The organism is Comamonas sp. HJ-2, assembly GCF_053615495.1.
In genome coordinates, this window is the sequence record NZ_JBSIFD010000014.1 from 20,079 (window position 1) to 41,865 (window position 21,787).

The 21,787-nt window shown below is 62.8% G+C and carries 15 protein-coding genes; 10 read left to right on the top strand and 5 right to left on the bottom strand.

Annotated features, from left to right (window positions below):
* The first annotated feature begins 301 nt into the window (after window positions 1-301).
* The gene (gene asd, locus ACWGXF_RS12950) at window positions 302-1,165 is read left to right on the top strand and encodes an archaetidylserine decarboxylase (protein ID WP_003066437.1); all 864 of its coding nucleotides are present in this window, start codon (window positions 302-304) and stop codon (window positions 1,163-1,165) included.
* A 65-nt stretch (window positions 1,166-1,230) separates the two neighbouring features.
* Here the strand turns inward: asd and ACWGXF_RS12955 are convergent, their stop codons facing one another.
* The 3 genes from ACWGXF_RS12955 to map form a co-directional block, all read right to left on the bottom strand.
* Complete coding sequence (locus ACWGXF_RS12955; protein ID WP_003056528.1) at window positions 1,231-1,491, bottom strand: hypothetical protein; 261 nt, start codon at window positions 1,489-1,491, stop codon at window positions 1,231-1,233.
* Window positions 1,492-1,565: 74 nt separating this feature from the next.
* Window positions 1,566-4,208, bottom strand: coding sequence for a [protein-PII] uridylyltransferase (locus ACWGXF_RS12960; RefSeq protein ID WP_051517644.1), 2,643 nt, complete (start codon window positions 4,206-4,208; stop codon window positions 1,566-1,568).
* A gap of 189 nt (window positions 4,209-4,397) precedes the next feature.
* Window positions 4,398-5,210, bottom strand: a complete 813-nt coding sequence (gene map, locus ACWGXF_RS12965; RefSeq protein ID WP_039048430.1) for a type I methionyl aminopeptidase — start codon at window positions 5,208-5,210, stop codon at window positions 4,398-4,400.
* Between the two features lie 179 nt (window positions 5,211-5,389).
* On the opposite strand from map, the gene purL reads away from it, so the two are divergent.
* On the top strand, window positions 5,390-9,400 hold the full coding sequence (gene purL / locus ACWGXF_RS12970) for a phosphoribosylformylglycinamidine synthase (RefSeq protein WP_452102009.1): 4,011 nt from the start codon (window positions 5,390-5,392) through the stop codon (window positions 9,398-9,400).
* 132 nt (window positions 9,401-9,532) lie between these two features.
* Here purL and ACWGXF_RS12975 read toward each other — a convergent pair whose 3' ends face one another.
* A complete protein-coding gene (locus ACWGXF_RS12975) occupies window positions 9,533-9,799 on the bottom strand; it encodes a hypothetical protein (protein ID WP_012837829.1) in 267 nt (88 codons plus the stop codon).
* Between the two features lie 502 nt (window positions 9,800-10,301).
* On the opposite strand from ACWGXF_RS12975, the gene ACWGXF_RS12980 reads away from it, so the two are divergent.
* From ACWGXF_RS12980 to ACWGXF_RS13005, 6 genes are all read left to right on the top strand, one after another.
* Window positions 10,302-10,676 (top strand): helix-turn-helix domain-containing protein, encoded by a 375-nt coding sequence (locus ACWGXF_RS12980; RefSeq protein ID WP_012837830.1) that lies wholly within the window; start codon window positions 10,302-10,304, stop codon window positions 10,674-10,676.
* A gap of 563 nt (window positions 10,677-11,239) precedes the next feature.
* A complete protein-coding gene (locus ACWGXF_RS12985; RefSeq protein WP_256631217.1) occupies window positions 11,240-12,619 on the top strand; it encodes an SWIM zinc finger family protein in 1,380 nt (459 codons plus the stop codon).
* Window positions 12,616-14,373, top strand: a complete 1,758-nt coding sequence (locus tag ACWGXF_RS12990; protein WP_256630209.1) for a DUF5691 domain-containing protein — start codon at window positions 12,616-12,618, stop codon at window positions 14,371-14,373. The genes ACWGXF_RS12985 and ACWGXF_RS12990 overlap by 4 nt, the downstream gene beginning before the upstream one ends.
* 37 nt (window positions 14,374-14,410) lie before the next feature.
* Entirely contained in the window at window positions 14,411-15,493 is a 1,083-nt protein-coding gene (locus tag ACWGXF_RS12995) for an ATP-binding protein (RefSeq protein ID WP_012837834.1), read from the top strand.
* A gap of 172 nt (window positions 15,494-15,665) precedes the next feature.
* A complete protein-coding gene (locus ACWGXF_RS13000; RefSeq protein WP_256630210.1) occupies window positions 15,666-18,239 on the top strand; it encodes a DUF5682 family protein in 2,574 nt (857 codons plus the stop codon).
* Between the two features lie 2 nt (window positions 18,240-18,241).
* Window positions 18,242-19,447 carry a VWA domain-containing protein gene (locus ACWGXF_RS13005; RefSeq protein WP_034351664.1) on the top strand — a complete coding sequence of 402 codons (1,206 nt, stop codon included), beginning with the start codon at window positions 18,242-18,244 and terminating at the stop codon, window positions 19,445-19,447.
* Window positions 19,448-19,480: 33 nt separating this feature from the next.
* Here the strand turns inward: ACWGXF_RS13005 and ACWGXF_RS13010 are convergent, their stop codons facing one another.
* Window positions 19,481-19,690: a hypothetical protein gene (locus ACWGXF_RS13010; protein WP_003056494.1), complete on the bottom strand. Its 210-nt coding sequence runs from the start codon at window positions 19,688-19,690 to the stop codon at window positions 19,481-19,483.
* A 142-nt stretch (window positions 19,691-19,832) separates the two neighbouring features.
* Here ACWGXF_RS13010 and ACWGXF_RS13015 point away from each other — a divergent pair, with 142 nt between their 5' ends.
* Together ACWGXF_RS13015 and ACWGXF_RS13020 are read left to right on the top strand one after the other, a co-directional pair.
* Window positions 19,833-20,852, top strand: a complete 1,020-nt coding sequence (locus ACWGXF_RS13015; RefSeq protein ID WP_003069734.1) for a DUF808 domain-containing protein — start codon at window positions 19,833-19,835, stop codon at window positions 20,850-20,852.
* 203 nt (window positions 20,853-21,055) lie between these two features.
* Window positions 21,056-21,670 (top strand): OmpW/AlkL family protein, encoded by a 615-nt coding sequence (locus ACWGXF_RS13020; protein ID WP_003069736.1) that lies wholly within the window; start codon window positions 21,056-21,058, stop codon window positions 21,668-21,670.
* The last annotated feature ends 117 nt before the right edge of the window (window positions 21,671-21,787 follow it).

A 21,787-nucleotide genomic window follows, 5' to 3' on the forward strand; every position in this document is an offset into this window, starting at 1 on the left:
TTTGCGCAGACCGAACAAAAGGCCGATATCCAATCAAGCCGTGCTGTGAAACAGCATTCAGCTAAACATTGGAATTGTAGCGTCTCGCCTTCGCTTATGCCCTCATAAAGGGGTAAAGCGTCGCAGCGATGAGACGGGGGCATGGGTCTTTGTCATGACGCTTGCATCATTGAGATATCGCGCCTGGGCGGTGGCCCGGATGGGGTAAAACGCCTGTAGCCCCCAAAGACAGCCGCCGCTGCCGTGGTCTTGGCTAGAATCCTGTTCGACAGCTCTATAACTTTGATAGCAAAATTCCATTGTGTCTGATCGACTCGCCGTACTTTCCCAATATTTCTTGCCCAAGCAGGCGCTGACCGCGCTGATGGGAAAACTGGCGCAAGCCGAGGCCGGCGGATTGACGACGGCAGTCATTCGCCGCTTTATCCAGCGCTACCAGGTGAACATGGCCGAGGCAGCCAATCCCGACCCCGCAGCCTACAAGACCTTCAATGCCTTTTTCACTCGTGCGCTCAAGGACGGTGTTCGTCCTCTGGCGCAGGCGGACTGGATTTGCCCGGTAGATGGTGCGATCAGTCAGTTCGGCAGGATAGAAGGCGAGCAGATCTTTCAAGCCAAGGGGCATCAATACAGTGCGACTGCGCTGGTGGGAGGGGATGCGGCTCTGGCCCGTCAGTTCGATAACGGCAGCTTTGCCACGATCTATCTGAGCCCGCGCGACTATCACCGCATTCATATGCCCTGTGCCGGCAAGCTGCGCAGCATGACCTATGTGCCAGGGGATCTGTTCTCGGTGAACCCGGTTACCGCACGTGGCGTACCCGGCTTGTTTGCGCGCAACGAGCGCGTGGTCTGCGTGTTCGATACCGATCATGGGCCCTTCGTGCTGGTGCTGGTGGGAGCGACGATAGTGGGCAGCATGGCAACGGTGTGGCATGGCCTGATCAATCCTCCGCGTCCAGGCCATATCAAGACCTGGAATTACGAAGGTGCCGAAGCGGTGACGCTGGCTAGAGGCGAGGAGATGGGCCGCTTTCAGCTCGGCTCCACGGTGGTCATGCTGTTTCCTCAGGCTGCAGGCCTGCAGTTCAATCCGCAGTGGCAGCCGGCGGCACCGGTGCAACTGGGCCAGATCATGGCCAATGCACAGGCCAAGCTGGGCTGATAGCCGGGTTCCATAGAAAAAGCCGCTGATGCCATGAGCGTCAGCGGCTTTCTTGTTTCGAGGGATCAAAGAAACCAGGTCAGTGGTTCAGGCCGGCGTTCGGTGGTGAACACCGTGGGGGCAAGACTCAGGCGATCAGGTTTGACCGGGTCGTCGTGACCTCGGAGGTAGACCATCAGTTCGCGTCTGCGCAAGATGACATGGCTGACGATTTCGCGTCGGCCATTCTGAGTGACCTCGGTGCCGGGGCGAAACAACGGCATATGAAACAGGCCACTGCGTGTGGTGGGCGGCGATGCCGCAACTTCATTGGAGGCGAGCTGCATGGGCTTTCCGTAGTAGTGGTGACTGCTTATCGGCAGCGAATCATCAAACTAAAGCCCGAATTGCCGGGCCTGCTTCAACCGGGCTGGGCCAGGGCCTTGAGCAGCTCGGTCTCCATGCGCAACTGGCTGTTGTTGTCCTGCAGCTCAGGGCCTTCGATGAGGAAGCTGTCTTCCACGCGCTCGCCCAGGGTGCTGATCTTTGCCAGGTGCACGCTGATATGGTGCTGGGCCAGAATGCGGGCAATGATGTAGAGCAGGCCGGCGCGGTCTGACGCGGAGATGGACAGCAGCCAGTGCTGGGCTTTTTCATCGGGGCGCAGGATGACGCGCGGGGCGAATGGAAAGCTTTTGACGCGGCGCGACAGCCGTCTTTGCGAGGGTGTGGGCAGCGGGCCGCCCCGCAGCAGTGTCTGCGTCAGATCGCTTTCCACCATGTGCATGAGCTCGCGGTATTGCTCCTGCATGGTGGGTGCGACGACCTGGAAGGTGTCCAGCGCGTAATCGTTGTTGGCCGTGTGCACGCGCGCATCGAGAATGGAAAATCCGGCCCGGTCGAAGTAGCTGCAGATGCGGGCAAACAGATCGGGCTGGTCGGGTGCATAGACCAGCACTTGCAGGCCTTCGCCGGCCAGCGACCGCCGGGCGCGCACCACGGGCTTGCCCTGGCCCACATGGCGCGAGAGATGGCGGGTATGCCAGGCGATGTCGGCCGCTTCATGGCGCATGAAGTAGCTCACATCCAGTGTCTCCCAGAGTTTCTTGTGGGACTCAAAGGGCTGGGCGGAAAGGGCCAGTTGCACCAGCGCCTCACGCTTGCGGGCTTCGATTTCGGCGGCGGCATCCGGGGCGCGACCACCTAGCACGCGCAGGGTCAGGCGGTAGGTGTCTTCCAGCAGCTTGCCTTTCCAGGCACTCCAGACCTTGGGGCTGGTGCCGCGAATGTCGGCCACCGTCAACAGGTACAAGGCAGTGAGCTTGCGCTCGTTGCCAACGCGTTCGGCAAAGGCACGAATCACATCGGGGTCGGACAAGTCCTGCTTCTGGGCCACCTGGCTCATGGTCAGGTGCTCGCGTACCAGAAACTCGACCAGTTCCGCATCGGCCTTGTCGATCTGGTGGGCGCGGCAAAAACGCTTGACTTCGACGGCGCCGATCACGGAGTGATCGCCGCCTCGGCCCTTGCCGATATCGTGGAAGATGGCAGCCAGATACAGAATCCAGGGCTTGTCCCAGCCTGCGGCGAGCTGGGAACAGAACGGGTATTCATGGGCATGCTCGGCCATGAAGAAGCGCCGCACATTGCGCAGCACCATCAGTATGTGCTGGTCCACGGTGTAGACGTGGAACAGATCGTGCTGCATCTGTCCCACGATGCGGCGGAAGGGCCAGAGATAGCGGCCCAGTACCGAGGTCTGATTCATCAGCCGGATGGCATGGGTGATGCCGCGCGGTTGCTGCAGGATTTTCATGAAGGTGGCGCGATTGACCGGGTCGCGACGGAAGGCGCTGTCCATCACGTCGCGGCTGGCATACAGCGCACGCAGCGTGCGTGTCGACAGACCTGTCAGCCCCTCATGCTGCTCATACATGAGAAAGGTTTCGAGAATGGCATGCGGATCGCGCTCGTACAGATCGTCGCTGACCACCTCGATGGTGCCGGCCTTCTCACAGAAGCGATCATTGAGCTGAATCAGCTCGTGCGATCCGGGGTTCAGGCGCTCTTCGATGCTCATGCGCACGATCTGGCACAGCTGGGTCACTGCCTTGGCGGCCCAGTAATAGTGGCGCATCAGGGTCTCGCCAGCGCGCATGGCCAGCTTGCGGCCCTCCGGCGTGGTGGAGCGGTAGCCGAAGGCTTCGGCCACGGCAGTCTGCAGGTCGAAGACCAGCCGGTCCTCATGGCGGCCGGCAACGGCATGCAGGCGTGCACGGATCAGGCTGAGCAGGGATTCATTGGATTCGAGCTGCTGGACCTCGAAATGGGTGATCAGGTCTTGCTCGGCCAGCTCATGCCAGCTGTTGCCGAAGCCTGCGGCCTTGGCCAGCCAGAGCATGGTGTGCAGATCGCGCAGCCCGCCGGGCGATTCCTTGCAGTTGGGCTCGAGCGAATAGGGCGTGAAGTCGTATTTGGCGTGGCGCTGGCGCATCTCCAGCAGCTTGCCTTCGACAAAAGCCTTGGGATCAAGTTGCGCGCGGAACTGCTGCTCGAAGTCGGCAAACAAGGCCTTGCTGCCGGTGATGCGGCGTGACTCCAGCATGGCGGTCTGCACCGTCAGATCCTGTGCGGCCTCCTGCAGGCATTCGGCAATGCTGCGCACGCTGGAGCCGATTTCAAGGCCTGCATCCCAGCAACTGCTGATGAACTGCTCGATGCTGGCCGCCAGTTCCGCAGCCGGCGGTGCACTGCTTTGGGGCAGCAGCACCAGCACATCGATGTCCGAGTAGGGGAAGAGCTGGGCGCGCCCATAGCCGCCGACGGCCAGCAGGGCCGCGCCTTGCGGCATCTGCGCGCGTTGCCAGAGGGTGCGCAGCAGACCATCGGCCAGTTCACTGAAATGGTGCAGCACTCCGCGCACGCTGCGTCTGCCCAGCGTGGGGTTGCGCAGCAACTCCATCTGCCGGGCCTTGGCCTCGCGGTATTGCTCGCGCAGTCCCTGTAGCGAGGAGAGGTCGGAGACGTCGGCAGAGTTGGCGTAGGAGTGGGCAGAGGAGGTCATGCGCAGTAGAAAAAAGCGTTTCAACAGGGCAAGTGCTTGAGCGTCACCTTAACCCAACTGACTTGGGCTTGAGGCCTGTGATGGCAAAAAGATGAGCGCATGGCGCTTGCAGCACAAGGTCTACAAGCAAAAAATATGCCGCATCCGGCTTTGGCCGGTGCGGCATGCAGGTCAGCGGCAGCAGTGCGCTCAGGTGCGGATGGCCGTGATGAAGTCGGGCGGGGTGGGCGAGCCCTCGGACCAGGTCAGCACGTCATAGCCGGTCTTGGTGACGGCCAGCATCAGCTCCCACTGGGCAGTCAGGCTGCGGTCCTTGGTGACGACGGTCCAGCCGTCAGGCATGGCCTTGATGTCGCGCTTGCCCAGATTCAGCATGGGCTCGATGGTGAAGACCATGCCTTCTTCCAGCACCACGCCTTCGCCGGGGCGGCCGTAGTGCAGCACCTGTGGCTCGTCGTGGAACACCTTGCCGATGCCGTGGCCGCAGTATTCACGCACCACGGACAGGTTGTTGCTCTCCGCATAGGTCTGGATGGCGTGGCCGATATCGCCCAGCGTGGCACCGGGCTTGACCTGGGCAATGCCCTTCCACATGGCCTCGAAGGTCAGCTTGGACAGACGCTTGGCCGCAATCGTGCCTTCGCCAATGATGAACATGCGGCTGTTATCGCCGAACCAGCCGTCTTCGGTGATGATGGTCACGTCGACATTGACGATATCGCCCTTCTTCAAAGGCTTGTCGTTGGGGATGCCGTGGCACACCACATGGTTGACCGAGGTGCAGACGTAGGCCGGGTAGGGCGTCATGCCCGGAGGCTGATAGCCCAGGCAGGCCGTCTTGGTACCTTGCTCGGCCATGCGCTTGGCGCACAGATCGTCGATCTGCTGGGTGGTGATGCCGGGCTTGATGTGGGGGGTGATGTAGTCCAGCACATCCGAAGCAAAGCGGCCTGCAACGCGCATGCGCTCGATGTCTTCGGGGGTCTTCAGTGTGATGCTCATGGGCGCAATTATCCCATTGCGCGCTTGAACATGCAGGGCTTGTGGGTGTGAGCATTCGGACTAACCCCGAGGCACGGTAAAATCCGAGGCTCACCGAATTCAGCGCTTTGGCCCGGTCCTCTCAGGCAGGGGATTGGCCAGGACGCTTTTCAACAGCCTTCACATAAACAGGCCGCCACGTGACATTGCATCTGACACAGTTTGAGGGTGGAAACGCCCTGAGCTCGTTCCGCGCCCAACAGCTTCTGACCGATCTGGTCGCCATCCACCCCAAGATCACCGGCGTATCTGCACGCTTTGTGCACCTGGTTGCCACCGAGGGCGCAGTTGCGCCCGCATTGCAAGAGCGCCTTTCGGCGCTCTTGACTTATGGAGACCCTTACACGGGCAGCGCTGAAGGCCTGGCCTTCATCGTCACCCCCCGTCTGGGCACCATCTCTCCCTGGGCATCCAAGGCCACCGATATCGCGCGCAACTGCGGCCTGAATGTGTTCCGTGTGGAACGCATGACCGAGTATCGCGTGGACATGAAGTCCGGCCTGCTGGGTGGCAAGCCCGAGCTGTCGACAGAGCAGACGGCTCAGATTGCCGCCTTGCTGCACGACCGCATGACCGAGTCCGTGTTTGCGACACGTGCAGAGGCCGAGCAGCTGTTCACCACCCTGGCGGCACAACCCATGGAGTTTGTGGATGTGCTGGGCGGTGGCCGCGCAGCGCTGGAAACCGCGAACAAGCAATGGGGCCTGGCCTTGGCCGAAGACGAGATCGAGTATCTGGTCAACGCCTTCAACGATCTCAAGCGCAATCCCACGGATGTGGAGCTGATGATGTTCGCGCAGGCCAACTCCGAGCACTGCCGCCACAAGATCTTCAACGCCAAGTTCACCATCGACGGCGTGGAGCAGGAAAAGTCGCTGTTCGGCATGATCCGCAACACCGAAGCCTGCTCGCCCCAGCACACCGTGGTGGCCTATGCCGACAACGCTTCCATCATGGAAGGCCATGAGGTCGAGCGATTTGTCGCCAAGTTCGATGCCAAGGCAGACGCAGTCAGCGCGCCCAGCTACCAGAAGCAGGCGGCTACCAACCATGTGCTGATGAAGGTGGAAACACATAACCACCCCACGGCGATTTCGCCCTTCCCCGGCGCCTCGACCGGCAACGGCGGCGAAATCCGTGACGAAGGCGCAACCGGCCGTGGCTCCAAGCCCAAGGCCGGCCTGACCGGCTTCACCGTCTCCAAGCTCTGGGGCAGCGAAGTGGGCAAGCCCGAGCACATCGCCAGCCCGCTGCAGATCATGATCGAAGGCCCTCTGGGCGGCGCGGCGTTCAACAACGAGTTCGGTCGCCCCAATCTGACCGGCTATTTCCGCGAGTACGAGCAGCAAGTCGGCGATATCACACGCGGCTACCACAAGCCCATCATGATCGCCGGCGGCCTGGGCGTCATCGATTCCGAACTCACCAAGAAGATCGAGTTCCCGGCGGGCACGCTGCTGATCCAGCTGGGCGGTCCCGGCATGCGCATCGGCATGGGTGGCGGTGCGGCAAGCTCCATGGCTTCGGGCACCAATGCTGCGGAACTGGACTTTGACTCGGTGCAGCGCGGCAATCCCGAGATCGAGCGCCGTGCGCAGGAAGTCATCAACCATTGCTGGCAGCAGGGCGCAGGCAACCCCATTCTGGCCATCCACGACGTGGGTGCCGGTGGTATCTCCAATGCCTTCCCCGAGCTGACCAACGATGCCGGGCGCGGTGCACGCTTTGACCTGCGAGCCGTCAAGCTCGAAGAGTCCGGCCTGTCGCCCAAGGAAATCTGGTCCAACGAATCGCAGGAGCGTTACGTGCTGGCCATCGCTCCCGAATCGCTGGAGCAGTTCACGGCCTTCTGCGAGCGCGAGCGCTGCCCGTTTGCCGTCATCGGCACGGCCACCGAAGAGCGCCAGCTGGTGCTGGAGGACACGGCGGTCGAGTCCGGCGACCAGAAGTTCCCCGTGGACATGCCCATGAACGTGCTGCTGGGCAAGCCGCCCAAGGTGCACAAGGATGTGACCAGCGTGGAGCGCGAGCTGCCCGCCATGGACCTGACCGGCGTGCCGCTGGAAAAGGCCGTGATCGAAGTGCTGGCCCACCCCACGGTGGCTTCCAAGCGCTTCCTGATCACCATTGGCGACCGCGCCGTCGGTGGCCTGACCCATCGCGACCAGATGGTCGGTCCCTGGCAGGTGCCGGTGGCCGACGTGGCCGTGACCCTGGCCGACTACAAGGGCTTCAAGGGTGAAGCCATGGCCATGGGCGAGCGCACGCCGCTGGCCGCCATCGACGCGCCCGCTTCGGGCCGCATGGCCGTGGCCGAAGCCATCACCAATATGCTGGCCGCCCCCATCGAGCTGTCCAAGGTGAAGATGTCGGCCAACTGGATGGCCGCCTGTGGCGAAGCCGGTGAAGACGCTGCGTTGTACGCCACCGTCAAGGCCGTGGGCATGGAGCTGTGCCCTGCGCTGAACATCTCGATTCCCGTGGGCAAGGACTCCCTGTCCATGCGCACCCAGTGGAGCGAGAACGGCCAGACCAAGAAGGTCACCTCGCCCGTGAGCCTGATCATCACCGGCTTTGCCGCCATCGACGATGTGCGCACCACACTCACGCCCCAGCTCGACGCCGAGGTGGAAGACAGCACCCTGGTGCTGATCGACCTGGGCCGCGGCAAGATGCGCATGGGCGGCTCCATCATCGGTCAGGTGCTCAATCAGTCGGGCAACGAAGTGCCGGATCTGAATGACCCCAAGGATCTGATCGCCATGGTGGATGCAGTGAATGCACTGCGCGCCAAGGGACTGATCCTGGCCTACCACGACAGGGGCGACGGCGGCCTGCTGGCCACGGCCGCCGAAATGGCCTTTGCCGGCCATGTGGGCGTGGCCTTGAATGTGGACATGCTGATCACCGAAGGCGATGGCATCTCCGACAGCCGCATGGATAGCGGCGAAGGCAAGAACTGGGGCAAGCAGGTCTCCGGCCGTCGCGAAGACCTGACCCTGCGCGCGCTGTTCAACGAAGAGCTGGGCGCCGTGCTGCAGATCAGGACCGAGGACCGTGCCGAAGTGCTGCAGGTGCTGCGCGAACATGGCCTGATCCAGTGCAGCCATGTCATCGGCAAGACCCGTCCTGCTTCGTCCCCTGTGGACGCCGGCAAGGGCGAGCTGCAGGTGTGGCGCGATGCGAACAAGGTGTTCGGCGCAAGCCTGTCCGATCTGCACCAGGTCTGGGATGCCGTGAGCTGGAAGATCACCCAGCAACGCGACAACCCCGTTTGCGCCGACAGCGAGCATGCTGCGGCGGGCGAGCCTGCCGACCCCGGCATGCATGTGCATCTGACCTTCGACCCTCAGGAGAACGTGGCAGCGCCCTTCATCAACGTGGCTGCCAAGCCCCGCGTTGCGGTGCTGCGCGAGCAGGGCGTGAACTCCCATGTGGAAATGGCCTACGCCTTCACCGAAGCCGGCTTTGATGCGGTGGACGTGCACATGAGCGACCTGCAGTCCGGTCGTGCGCAGCTCAAGGACTTCGCCGGTGTGGTGGCCTGTGGCGGCTTCAGCTACGGCGACACCCTGGGTGCGGGCATTGGCTGGGCACGTTCCATCACTTTCAACGACCGTCTGTCCGAGCAGTTCCAGGCTTTCTTCGGTCGTAGCGACACCTTCGGTCTGGGCGTGTGCAACGGCTGCCAGATGTTCGCCGAGCTGGCCGATATCATTCCCGGTGCGCAGGATTGGCCGCGCTTCACGCAGAACCAGAGCAACCGCTTCGAGGCGCGTCTGAGCATGGTGGAAGTGCTGGAGTCGCCCAGCCTGTTCCTGCAAGGCATGGCCGGCTCCCGCCTGCCCATCGCCGTGGCGCATGGCGAGGGTTATGCCAACTTCCAGTTCCGTGGCAATGCCGAGCAAGTGGTCAAGGCCATGCGTTATGTGGACAACCACGGCCAGCCTACCGAGCAGTATCCGTTCAACCCCAACGGCTCGGCCGGTGGCCTGACAGCAGTGACGACCGCCGATGGCCGTTTCACGGCGATGATGCCTCACCCCGAGCGCGTATTCCGAAATGTGCAGATGAGCTGGACCTCGGGCGACAAGTCCGAATTCAGCCCCTGGATGCGCGTCTGGCGCAACGCCCGCAAGTGGCTGGGTTGATTCCCTGGCACTGCTAGTGCAATCAAAAGGCTCTGCATTCTGCAGAGCCTTTTTTCATGGTTCATGGTCTTCCCGGAGGCCGACTTCAAGGATCGGATGAACTGCTTTCCGCGTCCTGTCGGAAGCGTAGGTCTAGATCGTCTCCAGTTGCTGCATCAGATGCTGGCGCATCAACTCGGCCATCTGCGCGGCTGGCTTCGCATCTACATGCCAGCGGCCATAGCTGGTAAGGATATCGAAGCCTCGCCGCATGTCCGGCACATGGTGGCTCAACGCATAGCCGATCAACTGCGCTTGGTGGCAGGCAATCTGGGCTTGCGGCACGGTTGCCGGCACCAACGAAGCTGCTGCCGCAAAAGCCTTGCCATCGGCACGCTGATCGAAAATGTCCTGGCTCATGACTCAAAACTCCAGTCGGGCCTGATATGCAGGTCCTGGCGTTGGTGTTGAATAGCGCATGCTTTCAGCTGCGCCGATTTGCCCGCGACAGTCGTGCATGGATAGCTGATGCTTTGACAGCATCAAGTCCGTAAACGCCGGACTCAGACATAGGCTGAAATTGTCGAGCGCTACAGAACACATTCGTAGAGTGCCTGTTGTCAGGGCAGGCAAGATCCGTTGCCGACACTGCACCGGCTGTTGATCGGGAAGCGGCTATCTGGACTGTTCCGTGTCCATTGGGCGACCGTAGGCCTTGGCTCTCAAGTCATGTGCGGGCCTGCGCGTGAGGATGTAGCTGCTTCATGTCAAAATCTATCGATTGATGTGAATAGGTGCAGCAGCTCTGTGCAAAGGGCTGCTGCTTTTTGCCTCTAGTGCGGTGCTGTGAAGCGGCGCTAGCTTGGCTTTGGTATGGCAATGGTACGCAAATGCGTATATTTGTCAATATTGAGTTACACATATGGGTATTGGTGCGCGTTTGCGTGAGGAACGAGAACGCCTTGGCTTAAATCAGGAAGGGTTTGGCCAACTTGGCGGTGTGCGCAAGCAGGCGCAACTGCTCTACGAGAAAGACGAACGAAAGCCGGATAGCGATTACCTTGTTGCGGTTGCCGCAGCAGGTGTTGATGTGCTGTTTGTGCTGACCGGCCGGCGCCAGTCAGATCTTCCAGCGGGGGATGTCAGCGAACAGCTCTTGCTGGAGAACTTTCGACGCTGTTCGTTAGCTGCCAGACAGAATCTCTTGCAGTCTTCTGTGTTGTTGGCCGCGGGCTTGCCAGCCGAAGCCTCGTCAGTGGCTAATTCTCCGACCCAGAGCCGACTTCCAAGGCTGTGACACAGGGCGTGTATGGCGTCGAAGGTGTCCTGGTCGATTTGACCCAGAGCATTCAGACCCTCGGTAGCAATTTGACAGCCAGATAGGCAGCAAGGTGCACTTGCGGGCAGCTGGCGCGGTATGAGCACCGAAGCCGGGTCGAGCCATTGGTAAGCAAAAGTAGCGGGAATGTCGTGGCTTGGCTGCGGCGGAGTCGGTACTTGCATCTGCAGCAGCGTCGGTGGACTGAATGTTCACCGGGAACAGCGGTACCGCAGCTTGACGAGGAAGCCGGTTGATGCATGTCACCCAGCTTCTCTATGTTCTGATTTTTTGCACGTTTTCATCGGCACAGTGCCATGGCGATGATAGGCTGACGCATTGCGCGCAACGGTTTGCGCGGTCTGTCAAACCACAGTTTTTGCCGCGCTGAAAGCACTGTTTCAGCAAAGTGCGGACGAGGTTTTCCGAGGGTAGTCTCGCACTCGCCCTTGGTGCGTAAACGCCTCGAACTATCAAGATATTGCGTCGATTCGGGACGGGAGACATTGGTGTCGCGTGTATTAGCAACGGAAGCGGAAGTTTTGGCGCTGTCGCCGGATGCTGCGTCATCCAAGGCGGCCAAGGGACTGCAGTCCCTGAGCAAATGGCCGAACACAGGCAGCAATGATGCTGCGGTTTGGGGGGAATGCCAGGGCAGCGGCAGCAAGCCGTATCAGACTCAGGTCGATCTGAGCGGGCCGGCCTTCAAGTGCTCCTGCCCCAGCCGCAAGTTCCCCTGCAAGCACGGGCTGGCGCTGATGCTGTTGCGCGCAGGCGGCCAGGTGCCGGAGGGCGGCGAGCCCCCGGAATGGGTCAGCAACTGGTTGGGTGGGCGTCAGCAAAAAGCCGAGCAGAAAGAGGCCAAGGCGGCCGCCATTGCCGCTGCGCCAGTGGCGGATCAGGAGGCTCTGGCCAGACAGCAGGCCAAGCGCGAGGACAAGCGCTGGGACAAGGTTGCTGGCGGCATGCAGGAGCTGTCGCTATGGATGCAGGACATGGTGCGCACCGGCCTGGCCAATCAGGCCGGCGACAGCCAGACGCGCCAGCACTGGAACACCATGGCGGCACGCATGGTGGATGCCCAGGCCACGGGCATGGCCGCACGTATCAGGGAAGCCTGGGAGTTGGTGGACAGCCACCCGACCTGGCCGCGTGACCTGCTGGTGCAGCTTGGCCATTGGCAACTGCTGGTGGACGCGGTGCAGCGGCGTGACTCGCTGAGCCCCGAGGTGAAGGCCGACGTCATGGCTGCCCTGGGCTGGCCCATGGACAAGGCCGAAGTACAGGCCCGTGGCGAGACCATCAGCGACGATTGGCGCGTACTGGGCCAGCGCCTGATTGAGCGCGAGGGTCGTCTGCTGGAGCGTCGCGTCTGGCTGCAGGGCCTCAATACCGGCCGCGCGGCCCTGATGCTGGACTATGCCCAGGGCGGTCGCGGGTTCGAGACGGCCTGGGTGAGCGGCGGCGCTTACCGCGCAGCCTTGAGCTTTTATCCGGGCAGGGCGAGCCTGCGGGCGGTTGCCGTCAATGGGGTTGAAGCACTCGACAGCTGCGATGCCGCAGCCCTGACGCTCAAGGCTCTGGGCGAGCCGTTGCAGCAACTGGGCGAGCGCATTGCCGCCAATGCGCTGCAGCCGGTGCAGCCGCTGTGGTGTGCGAATGCCCAGCTGTTGTATGCCGAGGGGCAATGGCTGGTGGGCTGGCCCACAGGGCAGAGCCAGCCGGCGCCGGTGCCTGCGGTGATTGCCGACGACGAAGCCTGGCGGCTGCTGGCGCTGAGCGGCGGCACGCCTCTGGCACTGTTCGGCGAGTGGGAGTCCGGGCCGCAACTGGGGCGCTGGCGCTTGCTCAGCGCCTGGCAGCAGGGTGCCCACAGCCAGGACTTGTCCCCCATTTGGCAGAACCAAGGAGAGATGCGATGAGCAGCGCCAATTTATGGGCTGCGCTGCAGCAGTCAAGTCTGGTCGGCGCGGACAGGCTGGCCGTACCTGCGGTGTTGACCGCGCAGGTCGATGCCGCAGCCAGCCCCGGTTTGCAAGCCATGCAAGCCGCCTGGCTGCAGCCGGCTGCGTCAACGGCTGCACAACTGCTCAGAGCCAGCGCCGTCGCCGCCGTCCTGGAGCGGGCGGGCTGGCAACCCGGTGCGCAGGTCAGGCTCGGCGCACCTTTGAGCCCCCCGGCATTGCCGGCCGACGAGTCTCGCCGCGCGCCCGAGGATGAGCGCTTGCATGGCCTGATGCGTGAGGTGCTGCAGCATGGGCCAGAGAGCTTGCTGGCTCCCATGTTTGATGCACTCGATCAGGCTGGACAGCGCTTGCCTCATGCGCTCCTGGTCGATGCTTTGAACGAAGGCCGCCGTTCGGTGGAGCTGCGTACCTGGCTGACGCCGGTGCTGGGCGAGCGAGGACGCTGGCTGGCCGGGCTCAACCCGCAATGGAGCTATGCCAGCGGCGTGCAGGAGACAGCCAATGCCGAGCTGATCTGGCAGGAGGGCTCCATCGAGCAGCGCGTGGCGCTGCTGCACAGCGAACGTGAGGCCGATGCCGACCAGGCCCGCGCCAGACTGGAAGCCAGCTTGAAGGAACTCAATGCCAAGGAGCGTGCGCCCATGGTGCTGGCTCTGGGTGTAGGGCTGTCGATGGCGGACGAGCCGCTGCTGGAAAAGCTGCTGACCGATCGCAGCAAGGAGGTGCGTGAGAACGCGGCACGCCTGCTGTCGCGCCTGCCGCAAAGCGCGCACAGCCTGCGCATCATGGGCTGGCTGCAGTCCATGCTGAGCCGCAATGCCAAGGGGGAATGGCAGATCGAGCCGCCCGAGGAGGGCAGCAAGGACTGGGAGCGCGATGGCATTGCGCTGCAGCCGCCGGCCTATATCAAGGGCGTGAAAGCCTGGTGGCTGCAGCAGATGGTGGAACTTGCGCCGATTGACTTCTGGCTGCAGACCCTGGAGATGACGCCCGAGCAGCTCTGGGACTGGAGCCGCCGCAGCGACTGGAAGACCGCCCTGCGCCAGGGCTGGCTGGCGGCACTGCGCGATCAGCCCGATGTACGCTGGATTGCGCTGCTGCAGACCATGGAGCGCGATTCACGGGCCGAAGCGCTGCTGCCGGCCCTGCTGGACCGGCTGAGCCAGCAGGAGCGCGAGGCGCTCTGGCAGGCGCAGCTGCAGCAGGCCAAGGGCAGCCTGGTGGACCGCATCAACACCATCGAGAGCAGCATGCCCGTGGTTGGCGTGTTTTCCCAATCCATGTCGGAGCAACTGATGGACGCTCTGGACAAGGCGCTGGGCGGCAAGCAGGCCACGGGCAGCTGGCATAGCTGGCAGGCCGATCAGGCCGTGCTGGCCTGCGCGCGCCGGCTGCATCCGGCCGTTCTGCCGCGCTTTGTGCGGCTCTGGCGTCAGCCTCCACAGGCTGAGGAACCTGCCGTGCCAGAGCAGCAGCCCGAGGCAGCAGCCCCGTCAGGGCTGGCCGGGCTCTGGCAAAAATTGGTATCCAAGGTGGCCGATGCGGCCGAAGAGGCCACTACCGTTGCTGCGCAAAGCAGCCTGACTCCCGAACAACAGGCGCGGCTGGAGCGCGCCCGCCTGCGCCCCTGGGATGACGAGCGCGTGCTCGAGCAACTCAACCGTATCGCCGATCTGCGCCTGGCCCTGCATGCCGCGCTGCGCGCCTAAGCCTTCGAATTTTTCTGCATTCAACCCGAAAGTCATCATGAGCCAAGTACTACGTCAGCACGCCGAGGCGCAATTTGCCGAAGAACTCGATGCCCTGCAGAAGGTGGACGACCGTCCGCGCCCGCCCAACTGGAAGCTCTCGCCCTGGGCCGTGCTCCAGTATCTGATGGGTGGCAAGCTCAGCAACGGGTTTGAGCTCAGCCCCAAGTACATCGGCAATCCGCGCCTGATGGAGATTGCCGTGTCCACGCTGGCCACCGACCGTGCCTTGCTGCTGTACGGAGTGCCCGGCACGGCCAAGTCCTGGGTGTCCGAGCATCTGTCTGCGGCCGTGAGCGGCGATTCGACCATGCTGATTCAGGGCACGGCCGGCACCAGTGAGGAGCAGCTGCGCTATGGCTGGAACTATGCACAGTTGCTGGCCCACGGCCCGTCCGAGAAAGCGCTGATTCCCAGCCCGCTGGTCAATGCCATGAAGCTGGGCAAGATCGCACGCATCGAGGAGCTCACACGTATTCCCGCCGATGTGCAGGACACGCTGATCACCGTGCTGTCCGAAAAGACGCTGCCCGTGCCGGAACTGTCCATGGAGTTCCAGGCCGTGCAGGGCTTCTCGGTCATTGCCACGGCCAATAACCGTGACAAAGGCGTCAACGAGTTGTCGAGCGCGTTGAAGCGCCGCTTCAACACCGTGGTGCTGCCTGTGCCCGCCTCGCAGGACGAGGAGGTGCAGATCGTCACCAAGCGCGTGGCCGAGCAGGGGCGGGCGCTGCAGTTGCCAACCGAGCCGCCTGCGCTGCAGGAAGTGCGCCGCGTGGTGCAGATCTTCCGCGAGCTGCGCCACGGCCAGACCGAGGACGGCAAGACCGTGCGCCTGAAGTCGCCCAGCTCCACGCTGTCCACGGCGGAGGCCATCTCGGTCATCAACAGCGGCATGGCGCTGGCCGGCCATTTCGGCGATGGCGTACTGCGCGCGGCCGATGTGGCCTCGGGCCTGCTGGGTGCGGTGATCAAGGACCCGGTGCAGGACACGGTGGTGTGGAAGGAATATCTGGAGACCGTGGTCAAGGAGCGTAGCGACTGGAAGGATTTGTACCGCGCCTGCCGCGAGCAACTGTAATTCGGCGAGCGGCTGCCACAGCCCTTGATACTTCGTTGCTTTGTCTCGCCGTAGCGCTGCTACTGTCTTCGACAAAGACGCCTCGTCTCAAGCGCGAATCTTCGATTCGCTGGGCTGTGCCAACCGCATTGAAATGCAGTCGCTCCTCAAGAATTTCTGATTGACCCAGCCCATGGCCACTTCCGCTGATTCTGTTCATTTCTTTGGCATACGCCATCACGGCCCGGGCTGTGCTCGCAGTCTGCTGCAGGCGCTGCAAGCACTGCAGCCCGATTGCCTGCTGGTGGAAGGCCCGCCCGAAGGGGAGGTGCTGCTGCCCATGCTGCAAAATGCCGAGCTGCGCCCGCCCGTGGCCATGCTGGTCTATATGCAGGATGAGCCCAGCCAGGCCGCGTTTTATCCGTTTGCCGAGTTCTCACCCGAATGGCAGGCATTGCAGTGGGCCAGTCGCCAGGGTGTTGCCACGCGTTTTATCGACCTGCCGCAGACCCATGGCATGGCCATCGAGTTTGCACGACGCGAAGCGCTGAAGAAGGCGGCAGAGGATGCTGTGCAGGCGGCGGCTGTCTCGGACTCGGAGCAGGATGGCGCACAAGCGCCAGATGACGCGAAGGCCGCGACGCTGGCCGATATGCAGGATGGCGACGAGCATGAGTTGCAGTTGGACCTTCCGGCGCCGGCCCCTCAACACCTGCACCGCGATCCGCTGGACTGGCTGGCCCATGCCGCAGGCTTTGACGATGGCGAGAGCTGGTGGAACCGTCTGGTCGAGGAGCGCGGCGACAGCGAAGCACTGTTTGAAAGCATTGGCGAGGTGATGACGGCAGCTCGCGAAGAACTGTCCAGGGACGGCGAACATTGGCGCGGCGAGGAATACATGAAGCGCGAAGCACTGCGCGAGGCCCATATGCGCCAGTGCATTCGCGAGGCGATCAAGGCCGGTCACCAGCGCATTGCCGTGGTCTGCGGTGCCTGGCATGTGCCGGCGCTCAAGGCCAGCGTGACGGCCAAGGCCGACAGCGCCCTGCTCAAGGGCCTGCCCAAGGCCAAGGTGATGGCGACCTGGGCCCCCTGGACTTATCGCAACCTGGCCAGCAGCAGCGGCTATGGCGCGGGTGTGACTTCTCCGGGTTGGTACCAGCATCTGTGGCAGTGCTATCAATCGTCCCCGGGTTTTGAGTCAAATCAGCCTCAAACGTTTGATGGTAAAGCGCAAGCAGCTATCAAAAACGTGGTTTCTCCAGCCACGCTGCGCACGGCGGGCTGGCTGACGCGCGTGGCCCATCTGCTGCGCGACAAGGATCTGGACTGCTCCAGCGCTCACATCATCGAGGCCACGCGCCTGGCCGAGGGCCTGGCGGCGCTGCGCGGCCAGCCCATGCCCAGCCTGGAGGAGATCAACGAGGCCATAGTCACCGTGATCTGCATGGGCGAGGACGCACCGCTCAGGTTGATCGATGAGGAGCTGACCGTTGGTCATGTGCTGGGCCAGGTGCCCGCCGATGTACCCCAGGTGCCGCTGCAGCGCGATATCGAGCAGCAGCAGAAGTCGCTGCGCCTCAAGCCCGAGGCGGCAAGCAAGCTGCTGGCGCTGGATTTGCGCAAGGACATGGATCTGGCACGCAGCCATTTTCTGCACCGTCTGCGCCTGCTCGGCATTGACTGGGGCGTGCGCGCCACCGATGCCCAGCGCAACCGGGGTACCTTCCGCGAAAGCTGGCAACTGCAGTGGGAGCCCGAGCTGGCGGTGCGCATCATCGAGGCCAGCGTGCACGGCGCGACCGTGGCCCAGGCCGCCACGGCCAGGCTGCGCTCCAGCCTGACGCCCGAGACCTCGCTGCCCGAAATCGCGCAGGCCATCGACGATGCGCTGCTGGCCGATTTGCCGCAGCTGGTCGAGGCCCTGATTGCCACACTGGCCCAGCGTGCAGCCACCACGGGTGATGTGGCCCAGTTGCTGCAGGCCTTGCCGCCACTGGCCAATGTCTATCGCTATGGCAGTGTGCGCCAGACGGATACAGCCCTGCTGGCCGGCGTGATCGATTCGCTGATGCTGCGCGCCGCCATCGGCCTGCCTGTCGCCTGCATGGCCATGGATGAGGATGCTGCGGCCGCCATGAAGACCAAGGTGCTGGCGGCCCACGAGGCACTGCGGCTGCGCACCAGCGACGGCGATGCGCAGCAGGCGGTGGATGCCTGGCGCCTGGCACTGCGCAGCCTGGCCATGGGGGATGCCGCAGCGGCACTGCTGCGCGGCATGGCCTGCCGTTTGCTGCTGGACGAGCAGTTGCTGGAAAGCGCTGAAATCGTGCGTCAGTTCAACCGCAATCTTTCGCTGGGTGCGGCGCCCATGGATGTGGCGGCCTGGCTGGACGGTTTTCTGAACCAGCAGGCGCTGGTGTTGCTGCATGACGAGTCCATCTGGGGGGCGGTCGATGCCTGGCTCAGCGGTCTGGGCGAGCTGCAGTTTGCCCAGATTCTGCCGCTGGTGCGGCGCAGCTTCTCGACCTTCAGCAATCACGAGCGCCAAAGCCTGGGCGACAAGGTCAAGCGAACTCCTGTGGGGGGCGCTGCGGCACCTGGTCCTGCCGTGGGAGCTGCGGACGACGCCGCGCCCTGGGATGAGTCGCGTGCCTTGCGGGCCTTGCCCGTGCTCAATGAGTTGCTGGGATTGAATCTGCCCCAGGCGCTGATGGGACAAGCCCAGGCAGCTACCGATTTTGATGCGGCTGCGGCCAAGGTGTGACGATGAATCAAACAGCAAATTTGGCGACCGAGCCGCAACAGGAGTCCGAAGAGCTGCAGCCCACCACGCGGCTGCAGCGCTGGCGCATGGTGCTGGGCAGCCCCGCTGACGCCAGTTGCGGTGGTGTGACGGGTCGCTTGCAGGAGATGGACCAGGCGCTGGCCGCCTTGTATGAGGAAGACAGCAAGCTGGCATCGCGCAAGGGCGGACGCGGCAACTCCTCGCCCTCGGTATCGCGCTGGCTGGGCGATATCCGCAAATACTTTCCGAGCCAGGTCGTGCAGGTCATGCAGCGCGATGCCATGGAGCGTCTGAATCTGCGCGAGCTGCTGCTGCAGCCCGAGATGCTGGAGAATGTGCAGCCCGATGTGCATCTGGTGGCGGACCTGATTTCGCTGGGCTCGGTGATTCCGCAGAACACCAAGGCCACGGCGCGGCTGGTGGTGCGCAAGGTGGTGGACGAGCTGATGAAAAAGCTCGAAGAGCCCATGCGCAGTGCCGTGGCCGGGGCGCTGGACCGCAGCCAGCGCAACCGACGCCCGCGCCATGCAGAAATCGACTGGAATCGCACCATACGCGCCAACCTGCGCCATTGGCAGCCCGAGTACAAGACCATTGTTCCGGAGACGCTGATCGGCTATGGACGCAAGGCGCGCCGCCCGCAGCGCGAGGTGATTCTGTGCATTGACCAGAGCGGCTCCATGGCCAACTCGGTGGTCTATTCCAGCATCTTCGGTGCGGTGATGGCCAGCCTGCCGGCCGTGGCCACCAAGCTGGTGGTGTTTGATACGGCAGTAGTCGATCTGACGGAAAAGCTCGACGACCCCGTGGATGTGCTGTTTGGCGTGCAACTGGGCGGCGGCACCGATATCAATGGTGCGGTCGGCTATTGCCAGGGGCTGATCAGCGAGCCGCGCAACAGCATCCTGGTGCTGATCTCCGACCTTTACGAGGGCGGTGTGGAGTCGGGCCTGCTGCGCCGCGCCAACGAGCTGGTGGAAGCAGGCGTGCAGTTCATCACGTTGCTGGCGCTCAGCGACGAGGGTGCGCCGGCCTATGATGCGGAACTGGCGGCCAAGCTGGCGGCACTGGGCGTGCCCTCGTTTGCCTGCACCCCCGATGCCTTTCCACAGCTCATGGCAGCGGCCATCCGTCGCGACGATGTGGCTGCCTGGGCGGCGACACAGGGCTTCAAGACCAGCAAATAGGAAGACTGCCCGAAGAAGGCTGCTTGTTGAGGCTCAGTCGGGCAGAACGACGCCGAGCTTGGCCAGCCTGGCGGCCATCACATCACGGCGGCGCGCGGCCTTGGCAGCGGTTTCGCTGACCGTTGCAATGGTCTTGGGGCCTTTGCCCGCTGCGGCCTTGACCAGTTCCGCCTTCTTGGCGGCCTCTGCGGCAAGTTTGCGGTAGCTGGCAATCAGTTCGGCATGGGCGATGGCTTGAGTCACAGGGTTTCCGTTCGATGAGGGCGCTCATTGTCGCTGCAAAGCCAGTGCCGTGCCGAGCGCGCAGCTGATTGGCAACTTCCTGTCGCAATCGTGGCACGGTTTGCAGGCATGATGGCGATTTTGCAAACCAGCGGGAGAAGCGATGGCAGGTGCCGGCCTTTTGATGTTGCTAGACGATATTGCTAGCTTGCTCGATGACGTGGCCTTGATGACCAAGACCGCGGCAGGCAAGAGCACGGCAATTCTGGACGATGTGGCTACCCAGACCAAGGTGGCGGTGCAGAAGACGGCCGGCGTGCTGGGCGATGACCTGGCTCTCAATGCCGAGCAGGTCACGGGAGTGAAGGCCAACCGGGAGCTGCCCGTGGTCTGGGCAGTGGCCAAAGGTTCATTGATGAACAAGGCCATCCTGGTGCCGGCGGCGCTGTTGATCAGCGCTTTTGTGCCCTGGTTGATCACGCCCTTGCTGATGGTGGGGGGCGCGTTTCTCTGTTTTGAGGGCGTGGAGAAGATCCTGGAGCTGTTTCACAAGCATCAAAAGCATGATGCGCATGACGCCGTGGTGGATGCCGAGGAGGCGGCCCATAAAGGTGTTGCGCCTTCATCGGTGCGTGCCGCGCGTGAAAAGCAGATGGACCCGATGGAGTACGAGAAGCAGAAGGTCAAGGGGGCCGTGCGCACGGACTTTATCTTGTCGGCCGAAATCATGGCGATTGCGCTGGGTACGGTGTCCGCCAAACCCATCTGGGAGCAGGCCTCGGTGCTGATCGCTGTAGCTCTGGCCATCACCGTGTTCGTCTATGGACTGGTGGCCGGGATCGTGCGCATGGATGACGTGGGCGGCTGGCTGATGGCCAAGAGCAGCAGCGCTGCCAAGGCCATGGGCCGTGGTCTGATTGCTTTTACCCCGTGGCTGATGCGCGGGCTGTCCATCGTGGGCACGGCTGCCATGTTCATGGTGGGCGGTAGCTTGCTGGTGCACGGCATAGAGCCGGTCGAACATTGGATAGAGCAGGTGATTGTGCCCACTGGCGGTATTGTTGCAGCGCTGGGACCGGTGTTGGTGCATGTGCTGGTTGGGGCCGTCATTGGCGGTGCGGTTGTGGTGTGCGTGGAGTTGTGGCACAAGCTGCGACCAGCCAGGGTGGCTCATCCGAATTGACGACTACCATCACTGCTGACGCAAATTTTTGCGCTTCATCAGTATCCTGGGCGGACGTGGCCGATGGGCAACGTCCGCTTTTTTCTTTGCGGTGTTGGTGTGCGGGTTGACCTGGGACAAACCCGTGTGGCAGTGGCTTTGTTTCAATGGATGCCAAGGGATGCAAAGCATTGCACTCACCCAATTCTTCAAGGAAAGAACCCATGAAAAAGACTCTGATCGCGATTGCTGCTGTTGCCAGCGCCCTGACGGCCGGTACCGCTTTTGCCCAATCTTCGTTTGACGGCTCCAGCCCTTGGCAGGTTCGCGTGCGTGCTCTGCATCTGGACAGCGACAACGGTGGCGCTGCCGGAGACGCAGGCGTGAGCATCAACAACAAGTGGATGCCTGAGCTGGACGTGTCCTACTTCTTCACGCCCAACATCGCGGCAGAACTGGTGCTGACCTATCCTCAAAAGCATGATGTGCGCCTGAATGGCGGCAAGATCGGTTCGCTCAAGCATCTGCCCCCCACCTTGCTGGCGCAGTACCACTTCACCAACTTTGGGGCCTTCAAGCCTTATGTGGGGGCCGGCGTGAACTACACACGCTTCTCGAACGTGGACATCCTGGATGGTGCCGTGACCGTGAAGAAGAACAGCTTTGGCGGCGCGCTGCAGGTTGGCTTCGACTATGCGCTGGACAAGAACTGGTCACTGAACTTCGACATCAAGAAGGTGTATCTGGGTACCAAGATCACAGGTGCAGGCGTGTTTGAAAACACCAAGTTCAAGGTTGACCCATGGCTGGTGGGTGTGGGCGTGGGCTATCGCTTCTGATAGCTTCACGGCAAAGAGTGTTCTTGTCTGCGGCCTTCTTCCCGCAGGCGAGGCACGCACCGCAGGCTCTGCGGTGCATCGGAGTCAGCAGGTCGGCATGGCCTGATGACTTCGGAG